Source organism: Vibrio sp. SBT000027, from assembly GCF_963894355.1.
In the GTDB taxonomy this organism is placed as follows: Bacteria; Pseudomonadota; Gammaproteobacteria; order Enterobacterales; family Vibrionaceae; genus Vibrio; species Vibrio splendidus.
Window position 1 is genome coordinate 2,999,643 of the sequence record NZ_CAWQGD010000004.1, and the last position, 16,942, is coordinate 3,016,584.

At 46.2% G+C, this 16,942-nt stretch carries 12 protein-coding genes, 5 tRNA genes, 3 rRNA genes and 1 riboswitch; of the genes, 2 read left to right on the top strand and 18 right to left on the bottom strand.

What is annotated here, in order from left to right; translation table 11 throughout:
• Positions 1 to 2: 2 nt before the first annotated feature.
• From thiS to AACU28_RS23210, 14 genes are all read right to left on the bottom strand, one after another.
• Positions 3 to 212, bottom strand: coding sequence for a sulfur carrier protein ThiS (gene thiS / locus AACU28_RS23145; RefSeq protein ID WP_004736660.1), 210 nt, complete (start codon positions 210 to 212; stop codon positions 3 to 5).
• Positions 209 to 991 carry a HesA/MoeB/ThiF family protein gene (locus AACU28_RS23150; RefSeq protein WP_121603642.1) on the bottom strand — a complete coding sequence of 261 codons (783 nt, stop codon included), beginning with the start codon at positions 989 to 991 and terminating at the stop codon, positions 209 to 211. Before AACU28_RS23150 ends, thiS begins: the two co-directional genes overlap by 4 nt.
• The gene (locus AACU28_RS23155) at positions 981 to 2,273 is read right to left on the bottom strand and encodes a thiamine phosphate synthase (RefSeq protein ID WP_121603643.1); all 1,293 of its coding nucleotides are present in this window, start codon (positions 2,271 to 2,273) and stop codon (positions 981 to 983) included. Before AACU28_RS23155 ends, AACU28_RS23150 begins: the two co-directional genes overlap by 11 nt.
• Positions 2,273 to 4,222, bottom strand: coding sequence for a phosphomethylpyrimidine synthase ThiC (thiC, locus tag AACU28_RS23160; protein ID WP_017085667.1), 1,950 nt, complete (start codon positions 4,220 to 4,222; stop codon positions 2,273 to 2,275). The genes AACU28_RS23155 and thiC overlap by 1 nt, the downstream gene beginning before the upstream one ends.
• A 129-nt stretch (positions 4,223 to 4,351) precedes the next feature.
• A riboswitch (TPP riboswitch) is annotated at positions 4,352 to 4,450 on the bottom strand.
• A gap of 62 nt (positions 4,451 to 4,512) precedes the next feature.
• On the bottom strand, positions 4,513 to 4,896 hold the full coding sequence (gene crcB / locus AACU28_RS23165; RefSeq protein WP_004736665.1) for a fluoride efflux transporter CrcB: 384 nt from the start codon (positions 4,894 to 4,896) through the stop codon (positions 4,513 to 4,515).
• A gap of 99 nt (positions 4,897 to 4,995) precedes the next feature.
• Positions 4,996 to 6,378 (bottom strand): multicopper oxidase family protein, encoded by a 1,383-nt coding sequence (locus AACU28_RS23170; RefSeq protein WP_121603644.1) that lies wholly within the window; start codon positions 6,376 to 6,378, stop codon positions 4,996 to 4,998.
• Between the two features lie 348 nt (positions 6,379 to 6,726).
• Positions 6,727 to 6,803, bottom strand: a tRNA-Trp gene (locus AACU28_RS23175).
• 60 nt (positions 6,804 to 6,863) lie between these two features.
• A tRNA-Asp gene (locus tag AACU28_RS23180) sits at positions 6,864 to 6,940 on the bottom strand.
• Positions 6,941 to 7,007: 67 nt separating this feature from the next.
• Positions 7,008 to 7,123 (bottom strand): 5S ribosomal RNA (gene rrf / locus AACU28_RS23185).
• A 102-nt stretch (positions 7,124 to 7,225) separates the two neighbouring features.
• Positions 7,226 to 10,118, bottom strand: a 23S ribosomal RNA gene (locus AACU28_RS23190).
• Positions 10,119 to 10,521: 403 nt separating this feature from the next.
• Positions 10,522 to 10,597 (bottom strand) — tRNA-Val (locus tag AACU28_RS23195).
• Positions 10,598 to 10,629: 32 nt separating this feature from the next.
• Positions 10,630 to 10,705, bottom strand: a tRNA-Lys gene (locus AACU28_RS23200).
• A gap of 2 nt (positions 10,706 to 10,707) precedes the next feature.
• Positions 10,708 to 10,783, bottom strand: a tRNA-Glu gene (locus AACU28_RS23205).
• A gap of 121 nt (positions 10,784 to 10,904) precedes the next feature.
• A 16S ribosomal RNA gene (locus tag AACU28_RS23210) occupies positions 10,905 to 12,459 on the bottom strand.
• Together the 16S, 23S and 5S rRNA genes with 5 tRNA genes alongside form the textbook arrangement of a ribosomal RNA operon.
• A gap of 570 nt (positions 12,460 to 13,029) precedes the next feature.
• Between AACU28_RS23210 and AACU28_RS23215 the strand changes: the two genes are divergently transcribed.
• Complete coding sequence (locus tag AACU28_RS23215) at positions 13,030 to 13,575, top strand: gamma carbonic anhydrase family protein (RefSeq protein ID WP_017081755.1); 546 nt, start codon at positions 13,030 to 13,032, stop codon at positions 13,573 to 13,575.
• On the opposite strand, the gene AACU28_RS23220 is transcribed toward AACU28_RS23215, so the two are convergent.
• From AACU28_RS23220 to AACU28_RS23235, 4 genes are all read right to left on the bottom strand, one after another.
• Entirely contained in the window at positions 13,572 to 13,841 is a 270-nt protein-coding gene (locus AACU28_RS23220) for a DUF1488 family protein (RefSeq protein WP_060468887.1), read from the bottom strand. The genes AACU28_RS23215 and AACU28_RS23220 overlap by 4 nt on opposite strands.
• A gap of 17 nt (positions 13,842 to 13,858) precedes the next feature.
• Positions 13,859 to 14,689 carry a shikimate dehydrogenase gene (gene aroE, locus AACU28_RS23225; protein WP_121603645.1) on the bottom strand — a complete coding sequence of 277 codons (831 nt, stop codon included), beginning with the start codon at positions 14,687 to 14,689 and terminating at the stop codon, positions 13,859 to 13,861.
• A 75-nt stretch (positions 14,690 to 14,764) separates the two neighbouring features.
• A complete protein-coding gene (gene hemF / locus AACU28_RS23230) occupies positions 14,765 to 15,682 on the bottom strand; it encodes an oxygen-dependent coproporphyrinogen oxidase (protein ID WP_017081752.1) in 918 nt (305 codons plus the stop codon).
• A gap of 19 nt (positions 15,683 to 15,701) precedes the next feature.
• Positions 15,702 to 16,259, bottom strand: a complete 558-nt coding sequence (locus tag AACU28_RS23235) for an L-threonylcarbamoyladenylate synthase (protein ID WP_102353500.1) — start codon at positions 16,257 to 16,259, stop codon at positions 15,702 to 15,704.
• 195 nt (positions 16,260 to 16,454) lie between these two features.
• On the opposite strand from AACU28_RS23235, the gene purE reads away from it, so the two are divergent.
• The gene (gene purE, locus AACU28_RS23240) at positions 16,455 to 16,940 is read left to right on the top strand and encodes a 5-(carboxyamino)imidazole ribonucleotide mutase (protein ID WP_004735777.1); all 486 of its coding nucleotides are present in this window, start codon (positions 16,455 to 16,457) and stop codon (positions 16,938 to 16,940) included.
• The last annotated feature ends 2 nt before the right edge of the window (positions 16,941 to 16,942 follow it).

Sequence of the window (16,942 nt, forward strand, 5' to 3'; positions counted from 1 at the left end):
GGTTAGCCTCCTGCAATAGCTTGGAAAAGGGAAATAGCATCGCCTTCATTGACGACAGTTTGTTGCCACTGGCTACGCGGGACAACCGCATTATTGATAGCAAATACACAACCCAGATCAGGTAGTGATAAAGCGTGGATAATGTCCGCTAGAGACGACAAGTGCGCGACCTGTTCTGGTTGCTCGTTTATAGAGATCGTTATATGACTCATTGGATTTCTTCTTCTAAATGCTTAACTGCAGACGCACTGCACACGGGACATTCACTATCTTGAGTGACCATAAGGTTTTGCCAATTCATCGTTTGGCCATCGAACAGTTTGAGCTGGTGTGTTGCGACCTGAAACTCACCACGAGTTAAGCGTTGAATAGCAGCCAAAGCTTGAAGGTTACCTATGGTGCCAACAACCGGGCCTGTGATGCCGCTATCACTACAACGAGTCGTTTGTGGATGATGACTGAACGGGAACAAACAGTGATAGCACCCTTTCTGATTCTGATAATCAAATACAATAAACTGGCCTTTCCAACCGATTGCAGATCCAGAAATCAAAGGTGTATTGCTGCCGAAACACGCTTGGTTAACCTGCTGGCGTGACTCAAAGTTGTCAGTACAATCCAACACCAAATCAGCGAGCATCACTTCAAGTTCAAGCTGACTGCCACTCATTCGCTGATTGATGGTTCTAACTTGGCTGCGACTATTGAGCTCGTTCAGTTGTTGCTTCAGAGCTTCGACTTTAGGCGAACCTAACTGATTTTCTTTGAACGCGACCTGTCGTTGCAGGTTAGACGAATCCACACAGTCATCATCCACCAACACGAGCTTTCCGACACCCGAAGCCACAAGGTAAAGAGCGGCAGCATTGCCTAAGCCACCACAACCAATCACTAGCACATGGCTGTTTAATAGGTTTCGTTGCCCTTGCTCACCGACTTCAGGTAATGCAATTTGTCGTTGGTAACGAATAAACTCAAAATCACTCAGCATAGCTAGGCTCCTGCGCAACCTCTTCACCAATATTTGAAGGTTTAGGCGTCATCAGTTTTTCAAAAAACTCGATCACCTTTTTGGGATCTTCCGCTAATGTAATGGCACGAACAACCGCCAAACTCGACACCCCACAATCCCACACCTGCTCAGCTGTCGATTGGTCAATACCACCAATAGCAACCGTCGGATAACCGATGAGTTGTTCTGTGTATGGGATAGTATCAATCAGCTGTTGATACAGAGATAAACGAACTAGACCCTGAGGCTTTGATGGCATCTGTTTAGTTGTTGTTGGGAAGATGTGGCCGAGCGCAATATAGCTTGGGTTGATTTGAACAATGCGTAGCAACTCGTAATAGCCATGAGTCGATAACCCAATCTTTATACCCGCAAAGCTCAACTTTGAGAGGTTAGATTCTTCAATATCCTCTTGCCCCAAATGAACACCAAAAGCATCATGCTTGAGTGCAAGCTGCCAGTAATCATTGATAAAAACTTGAGCGTTATACTCACGACCAAGTTCGATAGATCGTGCGACTTGTAGTTCTAAGTCCGTTTGCTGTGGGTTCTTAATACGTAGTTGGACAGTGTTGATTCCAAGCTTGAGCAATCTTTCGATCCACTCAACATCATCAACCACTGGGTATAGTCCTAGGCTACTCTTACTCAGTTCAGGGAACGAAAGTGAGGTTCCTTGGTGCGCCCAACCAACACTAATATCCAGTCGTTCATCTTCCAGAATGGGAATAGGAAAGTTTTGGTAGCTTGCTGGCCATGTTCCACGTGAAACATTAGATGCTGCGCGAGCTAAAACCAGTGCATCTTCTAATGGGAACTCCAACGCCAACAAAGTAAGTAACCAAGCAAAGTGGCCACGACTATCTAACTCCTGATGAGCTGGGGTTTCACTCTTGATAGCACGATTAGAATCTAGCTGTGACCAGATATCCAATGCAGCTGAGTCATCTAAGACACCGATATAGATGATATTCGGAGTTTCTGTAAAGGCATCACAAACATCAGTTAACGCGACTGAATTACTGTAATCAACAACATGGTTCAGTTCCGCTAACTTACACTCTGCCAATGAATCAACATCATGAGCGAAGCCAATAGATAACGCCTGCTGAGAATCAACGATAGAGAAGTATTGAGTTGGGCTTACACCCAACTCAACCGCATCAGTAGCTAAGCCTTGTCGCTTAGCAACCAATAGACAGTTCTGCACCTCTCCCGTTAACTCAATATTTTGAGATGGGATGAGAATCTTCACTGTCATTATTCCTCTAGTTGAGCTTCTTTTGCGCCGACTGCAGGGTGGTAAAGTTCAGAGCCAGTATCACGGAACTCTTGTGATTTTTGACGCATCCCTTCCAACGGGTTATCTAGCATCTTAATCTCGATAGCCTGATCCGCGGCTACTTGTTCGGTGTCTTTCGCATACTCTCGAACTTCTTGAGAAATCTTCATCGAGCAGAATTTAGGTCCACACATTGAGCAGAAGTGAGCAACCTTGCCCGACTCTTGTGGCAGAGTTTCATCATGGAAAGAACGCGCTGTTTCAGGGTCTAAAGCTAGATTGAATTGGTCTTCCCAACGGAATTCAAAACGTGCCTTTGATAATGCATTATCTCGGATTTGTGCGCCCGGATGTCCTTTAGCGAGGTCCGCTGCGTGCGCTGCTAGCTTGTAAGTAATCAAGCCAGTCTTCACATCTTCTTTATTTGGTAAGCCTAGGTGCTCTTTAGGGGTTACATAACACAGCATCGCACAGCCGTACCAACCAATCATGGCCGCGCCAATACCAGAGGTAATATGGTCGTAACCAGGGGCAATATCTGTCGTCAATGGGCCTAAAGTATAGAACGGCGCTTCATGGCAGTGTTCTAACTGCTCGTCCATATTCTCTTTAATCAGGTGCATTGGCACATGTCCAGGGCCTTCAATGATCACCTGAACGTCGTATTCCCAAGCCACTTTAGTCAATTCACCTAGAGTACGTAACTCCGAGAATTGAGCCTCATCATTGGCATCCGCAATTGAGCCCGGGCGTAAACCGTCACCTAATGACAGAGCAACATCGTACTTCGCACAGATCTCACAGATCTCACGGAAGTGGGTATAAAGGAAGCTTTCTTGATGATGAGCAAGACACCATTTCGCGATAATAGAACCACCACGAGAAACAATGCCAGTCACACGCTTAGCCGTCATCGGAACGTAGCGAAGCAACAAGCCAGCATGAATAGTGAAGTAATCAACACCCTGCTCAGCTTGTTCAATCAAGGTATCGCGCATCACTTCCCAGTTAAGGTCTTCGGCAACGCCATTCACTTTTTCAAGCGCTTGATACATAGGAACCGTACCAATTGGTACTGGGCTATTACGTAGGATCCATTCGCGAGTCTCGTGAATATTACGACCAGTAGAAAGGTCCATCACGGTATCGCCACCCCAGCGAGTCGACCATACTAGCTTTTCAACTTCTTCTTCAATCGAAGAGCTTACTGAAGAGTTACCGATATTAGCGTTCACTTTCACTAAGAAGTTTCGACCAATAATCATCGGTTCTGATTCTGGGTGGTTAATGTTTGAAGGGATAATAGCTCGACCTTCAGCAACCTCTTTACGCACGAACTCAGGAGTAATTTCTTTCGGCAGGTTTGCACCAAAGTTATGCCCAGGGTGTTGATGGTTAAGCTGCTCATCAGCGAACTTCTGACGTCCCATGTTCTCACGTATGGCAATGTACTCCATTTCAGGTGTGATAATACCCTGACGAGCATAGTGCAGCTGAGTAACACATTGGTTGTCTGTCGCGCGACGAATTCTAGGCAGGTTGCCGTAGCGAAGGTCGTCTAGAGTTTCATCTTCTAAACGTTCTTTGGTGTAAACAGAGCTTACGTCGTCTAACAGTTCCGTATCACCACGCTCTTCAATCCATTGCTCTCGCAACTTAGGAAGACCGCTATACAGGTCTATTTGATGTGTAGGGTCTGTGTAAACACCTGAGGTATCGTAAACTTGAATGGGTACATTAGGTTCGAATACAGGCTCTTTTTTGCTACCACCAACAAGGCTATCAGCGAGTGATATTTCTCGGACAGGGACTTGAATGTCCTCTCGAGATCCTTGGATGTAAGCTTTCTTTGAGTTTGGATAGGGTTGTACGGATAAAGAATCAATGAAATTCTTCGCTTCCAGTCTTGCTTGTTTACGAGTCGACATAGCATTTTTCCTTGGCTTTTAGCCATTATTTATAGGGATAAAAATGCTTGACGGATTAGATGCTACAAGAGGGATCACGGTAAGAAATACAGTTGTGATCTGGAGATAGATCTCTAGAAGGATTCTAGTTAGATATCTACTCTTGTTCCCTTCGCAGGTATTAGCCTGATCAGGTTCAACGGATCCCGAGTTAACGGTCTCAGCCATATGGCACTCCGACAAGTTCGATCGAGTATATAAAAACGGCTTGGATAAACCAAGCCGAGTTGTTAACAAATCGTAAGAAAGTTTTAAGACTTTATCAAAAGTTGGAAGCCGATCCATGCGGCTGAAATACTGAGTACCACGTTGAGTAGCACATTGAGTCCCATCTTAAAGAAAGCGCCCTGCTGCATAAGAAGTACGTTATCCATAGAAAACGTAGAAAATGTAGTCAGTGCTCCTAGGAAACCAAGACCGATAATTTGTCTCCACGGTTCCGTCGCGACCATCTCGTTTTCAAACGCGGCGATGAGCAATCCCATAATCAAAGAGCCAATCACGTTAACGGTCAACGTACCGTAAGGAAAACCACGTCCTAACATCACAACGCATAACTCTGAAATCAAGTAACGTGAACAAGCACCAAACGCGCCACCGATGGCGATAAAACCTAGAATAGATAACTGACCCATGAATCCTCCCAAACAATAATCCCTATATTCTAGCTTTAACGCCGATAAAAGCGAGGGTAGAACTAAGAATGCATGCGCAAATATTAAACGTTACAGGTGTCACTTAACTTCAATGTATCCCATTAAACCCGTTTTCATGTGTTCTATAACATGACAGTGGTACATCCAGCGGCCAGGGTTATCTGCAACAAATGCAGCTTTAGCTCGGCCGTTTTTTCCAAGTAACACTGTATCGGTATGGAAAGGCTCTTCAACTTTCTTCCCATCAAGTTCCAATACAGTGAATGTATGACCGTGAATATGGATCGGGTGATGGTATTGGGTGACGTTCTTTAGATCGAATATGTAAGTCTTACCTAACTCTAAAGTCGTCAACGGTTCAGGAATATTGTCTTTGCTCATTCCTTCCCATGCTCTTTTATTAGTAAGCCAAAACTTAGGCATCGACTTCCCATCTTTAGAAACTGGTGATACCGCACCTTCCCACTCGAACACAAAATCGATCTCTTCAGCATTAGCAAGATCTAGATTAGGTACAGGGTTAAGAGGCAACAATGGCAATAAACGCCCTTGAGTAAGGGGGGAATCGACTACCTCGAACTCACATAAAGAGAAAGGAAAGCGGCCCTTCATTTGAAGAACATTAACTCGCTCGCCTACTTTGGGCGCTATCAGTCCAATATCCACGCGCATCCCTGGGCCGATTTTATGTTGAGTCAGTTTATATGGCGTCTTTACAGGATTACCATCAATGGCAATCACCCATGCCTCAGCCCCTTCGACAGCAATAGGATAAGTGATCGTATTATCGACATTCGCGATACGCAGTCGAGTCGTTGCGTGCTGCTTTAATTGGTATACAGGTTCATGAACACCATTGACGCTACTCCACTCTCCTGGAGTACCCATACGAGCACTTAGTCGTGGAATCATTAAGTCTTTCCATTGACCCTGTTTATCGATGTGCCAATGCTTAAGCATCAGTGCATGCTCTTCATCAAACTGCACGGGAGTGCTTTCTTCTACGATAATTAGCCCAACCAAACCCATACCAAGTTGTTTAACGCTATTCATATGTGGGTGATACCAAAATGTGCCAGCATCTGGCGGCGTAAACTCATAAATGAATGTTTCACCTGGCATGATCGGTGGCTGACTTAAGAAGGGAACACCGTCCATTTCGATAGGAATTCTTAAGCCATGCCAATGGATAGTCGTCGGCTCTGATAGCTTATTCGTAAAGCGGATCGTGACCTTTTCACCCTGCCGACATCGAATCGTCGGAGCAGGGATCTGCCCATTAAAGGCTAAAACATTGGTATTAAATCCCGCCACCAACTCAGCTGTTGAAGGTTCTGCCGTTAAGTCATAAACATACTTTCCTTGCTCATCAACTGACCGGTTAATTGAGCAAGCGGGTAGAACAGTGAGTGCTGATATAGCGAGAGATGATTGAATAAACTTACGACGGGAGATATCCATATTTGTTGCCTTTTAGTAATAACGACCAAAATGTAACAAATTATTGAGAACAATTCTCATAAAGAAGTGTGGATTGTGCTGTTGATTGTTTATAAAAGAGGCTGGGATAAGTAAGCACTTACACTTTTAAGGCTAGGTTTTATTAAAAGCAGGAATTATCGACTAAAAATCGAACAAATATAAAGTAAAAAAACAGAACTTCTGCTGAGGCATTGATATGGCAGGGTGGAGGTTTCGACTCCCAACACGCGCTATTTTGGTAAGTCGGAGAGTCCGCTGCTTTGCTAATGGCGTATATTAGATTCAGAAAGCAAAAAGGCTCTAGCATTTCTGCTAGAGCCTTAAATATGGCAGGGGTGGAGAGATTCGAACTCCCAACACGCGGATTTGGAATCCGCTGCTCTGCCAATTGGAGCTACACCCCTAAAACTTTTTATTACTTCAGATTCGAAAAAACCTCGCACTAGGCGAGGTTATCGAATAAGTGGCGGAGTGGACGGGACTCGAACCCGCGACCCCCGGCGTGACAGGCCGGTATTCTAACCAACTGAACTACCACTCCGCAGTGGTCAACTCACTAAGTGAGCGTCCATATCTCCAGGTCGGTCAACCCAAAGATTTAATTTAAAGCCTGGCGATGTCCTACTCTCACATGGGGAAACCCCACACTACCATCGGCGCTATTGTGTTTCACTTCTGAGTTCGGCATGGAATCAGGTGGGTCCACAATGCTATGGTCGCCAAGCAAATTTTAAAATTCGGAAAGCTTATCTAAAAGTTATTTCTCTTCAAACTCATTCAAGCGTTTGGTATTTCTATTGAGTCCACAAAACCCCTTGGGTGTTGTATGGTTAAGCCTCACGGGCAATTAGTACAGGTTAGCTCAATGCCTCGCAGCACTTACACACCCTGCCTATCAACGTCGTAGTCTACGACAACCCTTTAGGACACTTATAGTGCCAGGGAAAACTCATCTCAAGGCTCGCTTCCCGCTTAGATGCTTTCAGCGGTTATCGATTCCGAACTTAGCTACCGGGCAATGCCATTGGCATGACAACCCGAACACCAGAGGTTCGTCCACTCCGGTCCTCTCGTACTAGGAGCAGCCCCTTTCAATTTTCCAACGCCCACGGCAGATAGGGACCGAACTGTCTCACGACGTTCTAAACCCAGCTCGCGTACCACTTTAAATGGCGAACAGCCATACCCTTGGGACCGACTTCAGCCCCAGGATGTGATGAGCCGACATCGAGGTGCCAAACACCGCCGTCGATATGAACTCTTGGGCGGTATCAGCCTGTTATCCCCGGAGTACCTTTTATCCGTTGAGCGATGGCCCTTCCATTCAGAACCACCGGATCACTATGACCTGCTTTCGCACCTGCTCGAATTGTCATTCTCGCAGTCAAGCGGGCTTATGCCATTGCACTAACCACACGATGTCCAACCGTGTTTAGCCCACCTTCGTGCTCCTCCGTTACTCTTTGGGAGGAGACCGCCCCAGTCAAACTACCCACCAGGCACTGTCCGTAATCCCGATTCAGGGACCAACGTTAGAACATCAAAACTACAAGGGTGGTATTTCAAGGACGACTCCATCACATCTAGCGACGCAATTTCATAGTCTCCCACCTATCCTACACATGTAGGTTCAATGTTCAGTGCCAAGCTGTAGTAAAGGTTCACGGGGTCTTTCCGTCTAGCCGCGGGTACACTGCATCTTCACAGCGATTTCAATTTCACTGAGTCTCGGGTGGAGACAGCGTGGCCATCATTACGCCATTCGTGCAGGTCGGAACTTACCCGACAAGGAATTTCGCTACCTTAGGACCGTTATAGTTACGGCCGCCGTTTACCGGGGCTTCGATCAAGAGCTTCGACCGAAGTCTAACCCCATCAATTAACCTTCCGGCACCGGGCAGGCGTCACACCGTATACGTCATCTTACGATTTTGCACAGTGCTGTGTTTTTAATAAACAGTTGCAGCCACCTGGTATCTGCGACTCTCGTCTGCTCCATCCGCAAGGGACTTCACTGATAAGAGCGTACCTTCTCCCGAAGTTACGGTACCATTTTGCCTAGTTCCTTCACCCGAGTTCTCTCAAGCGCCTTGGTATTCTCTACCCGACCACCTGTGTCGGTTTGGGGTACGATTCCTTACAATCTGAAGCTTAGAGGCTTTTCCTGGAAGCATGGCATCAATGACTTCACTACCGTAGTAGCTCGACATCGTATCTCAGCGTTAAGAAAGTCCGGATTTACCTAAACTTTCCGCCTACGTACTTGAACCTGGACAACCGTCGCCAGGCCCACCTAGCCTTCTCCGTCCCCCCATCGCAATTGTAAGAAGTACGGGAATATTAACCCGTTTCCCATCGACTACGCCTTTCGGCCTCGCCTTAGGAGTCGACTTACCCTGCCCCGATTAACGTTGGACAGGAACCCTTGGTCTTCCGGCGAGGGAGTTTTTCACTCCCTTTATCGTTACTCATGTCAGCATTCGCACTTCTGATACCTCCAGCAGCCCTTACAGACCACCTTCAACGGCTTACAGAACGCTCCCCTACCCCACATACCCTAAGGTACGTAGCCGCAGCTTCGGTGTATAGCTTAGCCCCGTTACATCTTCCGCGCAGGCCGACTCGACCAGTGAGCTATTACGCTTTCTTTAAATGATGGCTGCTTCTAAGCCAACATCCTGGCTGTCTGAGCCTTCCCACATCGTTTCCCACTTAGCTATACTTTGGGACCTTAGCTGGCGGTCTGGGTTGTTTCCCTCTCCACGACGGACGTTAGCACCCGCCGTGTGTCTCCCGGATAGTACTTACTGGTATTCGGAGTTTGCAAAGGGTTGGTAAGTCGGGATGACCCCCTAGCCTTAACAGTGCTCTACCCCCAGTAGTATTCGTCCGAGGCGCTACCTAAATAGCTTTCGGGGAGAACCAGCTATCTCCAGGTTTGATTGGCCTTTCACCCCTAGCCACAAGTCATCCGCTAATTTTTCAACATTAGTCGGTTCGGTCCTCCAGTTGATGTTACTCAACCTTCAACCTGCCCATGGCTAGATCACCTGGTTTCGGGTCTAATCCTAGCAACTGTACGCCCAGTTAAGACTCGGTTTCCCTACGGCTCCCCTAAACGGTTAACCTTGCTACTAAAATTAAGTCGCTGACCCATTATACAAAAGGTACGCAGTCACACCACGAAGGTGCTCCTACTGCTTGTACGTACACGGTTTCAGGTTCTATTTCACTCCCCTCACAGGGGTTCTTTTCGCCTTTCCCTCACGGTACTGGTTCACTATCGGTCAGTCAGTAGTATTTAGCCTTGGAGGATGGTCCCCCCATATTCAGACAGGATATCACGTGTCCCGCCCTACTCGTTTTCACTGATTATGAGATGTCGACTACGGGGCTATCACCCTTTACTGCGGCACTTTCCAGAGCCTTCGTCTGTCTCATTAAAAGCTTAAGGGCTAATCCAATTTCGCTCGCCGCTACTTTCGGAATCTCGGTTGATTTCTCTTCCTCGGGGTACTTAGATGTTTCAGTTCCCCCGGTTTGCCTCCTGTTGCTATGTATTCACAACAGGATACTTGCTTATGCAAGTGGGTTTCCCCATTCAGGAATCCCAGACTCAAAAGGTTATTACTACCTAATCTGGGCTTATCGCAAGTTATTACGCCTTTCATCGCCTCTGACTGCCAAGGCATCCACCGTGTACGCTTAGTCACTTAACCATACAACCCGAAAGGGTTTCTATTTGCTTTCACTTTAAAAAGTGAAGACAAATAAGCGTATGGCAACTAACCAAGGTTTTTGGTTGTCATCAAGAAGGGTTAATTCTTGATGACTGTTTGCCGGACTCAATTGTGAATCAAACTAAAGTTTGATTCGAATACAAGACACTTGAATGTGTTTGTTGTGTTCATCTAATGAAAGATAAACATTGAGAACTTTTAAATTTGATTGAATTACTCGTAAGTAATCAATCAGTCAGCTTTCCAAATTGTTAAAGAGCATGAGACTTTAAGAACCAGCGTTCTAAAATTCACATTTTCTAAAGACTCTCAGGGTCAAACATACCAACCAACGACAAAAGAAGTGGTTTGGATATGAAGATAACCAAGAATTTTTAGAGAATGGTGGGCGATACCGGGCTCGAACCAGTGACCCCCTGCTTGTAAGGCAGGTGCTCTCCCAACTGAGCTAATCGCCCACGATAGTTTTAATTCCTTCGCGGAGAAAGAATGGTGGGTCGTGCAGGATTCGAACCTGCGACCAATTGATTAAAAGTCAACTGCTCTACCAACTGAGCTAACGACCCAATGGTATCCCGTAGGGGAGTCGAACCCCTGTTACCGCCGTGAAAGGGCGGTGTCCTAGGCCTCTAGACGAACGGGACACTGCAATTTATCTCCACTTTAAAAAGTAGAAACAAACTTCGAAGAACTTGGGAGTTCTTCATCTCTTTGCTTTTCTAAACCTAATCAATCTGTGTGGACACTCATCGTGGTATCTTCGTATAAGGAGGTGATCCAGCCCCAGGTTCCCCTAGGGCTACCTTGTTACGACTTCACCCCAGTCATGAACCACAAAGTGGTGAGCGTCCTCCTCGAAAGGTTAAACTACCCACTTCTTTTGCAGCCCACTCCCATGGTGTGACGGGCGGTGTGTACAAGGCCCGGGAACGTATTCACCGTGACATTCTGATTCACGATTACTAGCGATTCCGACTTCATGGAGTCGAGTTGCAGACTCCAATCCGGACTACGACGCACTTTTTGGGATTCGCTCACTATCGCTAGCTTGCTGCCCTCTGTATGCGCCATTGTAGCACGTGTGTAGCCCTACTCGTAAGGGCCATGATGACTTGACGTCGTCCCCACCTTCCTCCGGTTTATCACCGGCAGTCTCCCTGGAGTTCCCGACATTACTCGCTGGCAAACAAGGATAAGGGTTGCGCTCGTTGCGGGACTTAACCCAACATTTCACAACACGAGCTGACGACAGCCATGCAGCACCTGTCTCAGAGTTCCCGAAGGTACACCTGCGTCTCCGCTGGCTTCTCTGGATGTCAAGAGTAGGTAAGGTTCTTCGCGTTGCATCGAATTAAACCACATGCTCCACCGCTTGTGCGGGCCCCCGTCAATTCATTTGAGTTTTAATCTTGCGACCGTACTCCCCAGGCGGTCTACTTAACGCGTTAGCTCCGAAAGCCACGGCTCAAGGCCACAACCTCCAAGTAGACATCGTTTACGGCGTGGACTACCAGGGTATCTAATCCTGTTTGCTCCCCACGCTTTCGCATCTGAGTGTCAGTGTCTGTCCAGGGGGCCGCCTTCGCCACTGGTATTCCTTCAGATCTCTACGCATTTCACCGCTACACCTGAAATTCTACCCCCCTCTACAGCACTCTAGTTCACCAGTTTCAAATGCAGTTCCGAGGTTGAGCCCCGGGCTTTCACATCTGACTTAATGAACCACCTGCATGCGCTTTACGCCCAGTAATTCCGATTAACGCTCGCACCCTCCGTATTACCGCGGCTGCTGGCACGGAGTTAGCCGGTGCTTCTTCTGTTGCTAACGTCAAGATGTGCAGCTATTAACTACACACCCTTCCTCACAACTGAAAGTACTTTACAACCCGAAGGCCTTCTTCATACACGCGGCATGGCTGCATCAGGCTTTCGCCCATTGTGCAATATTCCCCACTGCTGCCTCCCGTAGGAGTCTGGACCGTGTCTCAGTTCCAGTGTGGCTGATCATCCTCTCAGACCAGCTAGGGATCGTCGCCTTGGTGAGCCATTACCTCACCAACTAGCTAATCCCACCTAGGCATATCTTGACGCGAGAGGTCCGAAGATCCCCCTCTTTGGCCCGTAGACATTATGCGGTATTAGCCATCGTTTCCAATGGTTATCCCCCACATCAAGGCAATTTCCTAGGCATTACTCACCCGTCCGCCGCTCGACGCCCATTAACGCACCCGAAGGATTGTTAGTGTCGTTTCCGCTCGACTTGCATGTGTTAGGCCTGCCGCCAGCGTTCAATCTGAGCCATGATCAAACTCTTCAATTTAAGATTTTGTGACTCAACGAATACTGACTTCAAAACTATTCTTTATAAATAAAGAGTGTAATTTTAAAGCTATTACCATTCCAACAGAATGGTAATGAATTGACTGTGCCAAAATTAAGTAAACTTAATTTTGTATTGGTCACTCAGTTCATTGAAATCAAGTTTGTTACCGAAGTAACTGTTACTACCTAAGTAATAACGTTTTGATATTCATCAACGAGTGCCCACACAGATTGATAGGTTTAAATTGTTAAAGAGCTTTTCCTTTTTGAGCTTCGCTCAAATCGGACGGCCATTTTAGCGATTTAAGTTTTAGTGTCAACCACTATTTTCAAAACTTTTTTCAAGCGCTTAGCTTGGCTAATTTGACCTGCTGATTCGTTTTGGTTTCTTATGAAGCCTTCCCGTTTCAACGAGGTCGCATTATAGAGATTTCGATCACACTGGCAAGCCCTTTTTTAAGTTTTTCTTACTTTTTTGATTGTTCGAGCGTTTTTTGTTCAAAACACTCCGTTTTCACTAGTATTCCCCTTAATTAAGGGCTTAAGGTGCCTATATAAAGGAGGATTTATGAGTTCAATGCGCAGTTATAAAGGAATATCCCCTCAGATTGGACAAGGTGTCTATATAGATACAAGTTCGGTACTGGTTGGGGATATCAAAATCGGTGACGACTCTAGCGTGTGGCCTTTGGTTGCAGCTCGAGGAGATGTGAACCACATTCATATTGGAGATAGAACGAATATCCAAGACGGCAGCGTTTTGCACGTCACCCATAAGAATGCAGAAAACCCTGAGGGTTACCCGCTATTAATAGGTAATGATGTCACTATCGGCCATAAAGTAATGCTGCATGGCTGCACGATTGAAGATCGTGTACTTGTTGGTATGGGAGCTATCGTGTTGGATGGCGTGGTTATTAAAGAAGATGTGATGATTGGTGCTGGTAGCTTAGTGCCGCCTAATAAGGTACTTGAGAGCGGTTATCTATATGTAGGAAGCCCGGTAAAACAAGCACGCCCATTAAATGATAAGGAGCGTGCCTTTTTACAGAAGTCAGCTGACAACTATGTTCAGAATAAAAACGACTATCTAGACTCTGTGCTTCCAGTTTAAAGCGCTTTGATCTGAATCCGATTAGAGGAGTCATACTCCTCTTCTTCTATTAACTCTTCCGCTAGCTCTTCAATATCAAAACGTAACTCTGAAAAGATAACTAAAGCTTGATCGCCTTCTTCTATCTCTTTGCCTGCCAATCGGGATAATTCTTCAATAGACATGACACATTCAAGCAATGCACCCGACTGCTGTGCTGGGAAAGTGATAGATTGACTCTCTTCATCCCAATCTTGGATATCCGGAAATAGGATCGATTGATTCATTTTTTATAAATACCTTGTTACATCTCTAGATTTCTACGCAATTCTCTTAAGATCTGCTTAGTTCCCGGACGAAGACCACGCCATAGCATAAAGCTCTCTGCAGCCTGACCCACCAGCATGCCTAAACCATCATAAGCAGCGTGAACACCATTATCTAACGCCCATTGATTAAATACTGTCGTTCCAGATCCGTAAACCATGTCATAAACGGCGCTATTAGAATTGAAAATAGCATCAGACACTTCAGGAAGCTGCCCGCTTAGACCAGACGAAGTAGAGTTAATAATGACATCAAAGCCTTCATTAACATCACTTAGCCCCATTCCTTTGATGTTTCCATGTGAAGAAAACATCTCAGCCAGAAGTTCAGCCTTGGAGCTGGTTCGATTAGCGACCACCAGCTGTTGTGGGTTTTGGTCGAGAAGAGGTTGAATCACTCCTCTCGCAGCACCACCAGCGCCAAGAAGAAGAACGCGAGCTCCTTTTAACGCAACTTGATGTTGAAGCAGGTCTTGAACTAAACCCTCGCCATCGGTGTTATCACCAATGATTTCTCCATCATCGAGCTTCTTAAGTGTGTTTACGGCACCTGCTAGTTCAGCTCTTTCAGTCAGGCGATTAGCGAACTGATAAGCATCTTCTTTAAATGGCGCTGTGACATTACACCCTCTACCACCTTCACTAAAAAAAGCTTTGGCAGCAGTGATGAATTCACCTTGTTCTGGCTGGAGTGCTGTATAGGTAAGTTGTTGGCTGGTTTGGCGAGCAAATAATGTATGAATGAATGGCGATTTGCTTTGCCCAATAGGGTTACCGAAAACGGCATAACGATCTACTTGCTGTGTCATATCCTTACCTAACAGAAATAAAAAAGGGTCATCTATATAGATGACCCTATCACTATCCCTATAAGGAAGGAAGAACTACCAAACTCGAGGCTTTAGGTAGTCGCTATAAAGCAGAGCTTCTGGTGAACCCGCTTGTGGTTCGTAGCGATATTCCCAGCGAGCCAATGGCGGCATCGACATCAATATAGACTCTGTGCGCCCACCGCTTTGCAGACCAAATAAGGTGCCACGGTCGTAAACTAGGTTAAATTCAACATAGCGACCACGACGATAAAGTTGGAAGTCACGCTCGCGCTCGCCGTAAGACGTCTCTTTACGTCGTTCTACAATGGGTAGATAGGCGGCTGCAAAGCCTTCACCGACAGCCTGCATATAAGCAAAGCTCTTATCGAAACCCCACTCATTAAGATCATCAAAGAACAGACCACCCACACCGCGTGTTTCGTCTCGGTGAGGCAGGTAGAAGTATTTATCACACCACTCTTTATGTTCTTGATAAACATCATCACCAAACGGCGCACAAAGATCTTTAGCAGTTTGATGCCAAGATTGGCAGTCTTCATCGAAAGGATAAAATGGCGTTAAATCAAAACCACCACCGAACCACCAGATAGGATCTTCCCCCTCTTTTTCCGCAATAAAGAATCGAACGTTGGCGTGTGAGGTTGGGATATATGGGTTTTTAGGGTGGATCACTAATGAAACGCCCATCGCTTCAAACTTACGTCCGGCTAATTCAGGACGATGAGCGGTTGCAGAGGCAGGCATAGCTTTACCCGCTACATGAGAGAAGTTAACTCCACCTTGTTCAAATAGAGCACCATTGGTCATCACGCGAGTGCGGCCACCGCCACCGAGGCGTTCGCCAGGCTCACGCTGCCATGCATCTTCTTCAAACAATGCTGCACCATCAGCTTGCTCAAGCTGTTGGCAAATCGAATCTTGTAGGCTCAGTAAAAACTGTTTTACTGCTTCTTTATCAATTGCTGACATCTTTCTTCCTCTGCAGGGTTTAACCCTGTCTTAATATTTTCGACGTTTTTGCATCTCTAATTTCGCTTGGCTTCTCACGGCCACCCGTTTGACCTTCTAAAATAGCCACCAAATGTTGACCCAGTTGCTGTTGAACTTCTTCAGTCGTCATACAAGGCGGTTCACCTGTCAGGTTAGCACTGGTCGAGGTTAACGGCTTACCGAATTCATTACACATTCTTTGAACTAAAGGGTGATCAGTCACTCGCACCGCGATGGATTCAAATTGGCCACTGACCCAGTCCGTTACTTTACTGCTGGTTGGCATTATCCAAGTCACAGGTCCTGGCCATGTTGCTTTTACGGTCGCTAACTGCGCTTCCGTCAACTGGCTTTCATCAATATAGGGCAGCAACTGCTCGTAACTCGCGGCAATTAGGATCAACCCTTTATCCATCGGCCGCTGTTTTAAATCGAGCAATTTCTTAATGGCTTGTGGATTATCGGGATCACAACCGACCCCAAAAACGCCTTCAGTCGGGTAAGCAATGACTTCACCTTGTTGTAATGCCTGCAAAGTATGTTGAAAGTTATCCAAGGGTTGCCTCATTAATTCTGTTATCGAACTCGCTAAGTGTACAAATTATCATTCACTGTGACTAAAGCTATTTGTTTATAAAATGTATCAATTAACAACTTAGACTGACGCAAACGTTTTCCTTAAGCAATTTTACCCGTATAATGCGCGCAAAATATCTAATCACTAATTAAATCGTACCTGAAGGAGTTTGAGATGACTGTCGGTATTATCATGGGTTCTAAATCTGATTGGCCAACAATGAAGCTAGCTGCAGAAATGTTGGATCAGTTTGGCGTGGCGTACGAAACAAAAGTGGTTTCTGCTCACCGCACACCTCAGTTGCTTGCAGATTACGCAACCAGTGCGAAAGAGCGCGGTATTAAAGTGATTATTGCTGGTGCTGGCGGTGCAGCGCATCTTCCGGGCATGGCTGCAGCTTTCACAAGCGTACCTGTTTTAGGTGTTCCTGTTCAGTCTAAAGCACTCAAGGGCATGGATTCTCTGCTTTCTATCGTACAGATGCCAAAAGGCATTGCGGTAGGTACTTTGGCTATCGGTGAAGCTGGCGCTGCCAATGCTGGTATCCTAGCAGCCCAAATCATTGGTACTCACAATGAAGAAGTGATGGCAAAAGTAGAAGCGTTCCGCTCTGAGCAAACAGAAACGGTTCTGGCAAATCCAAACCCTGCTGAGGACTAATT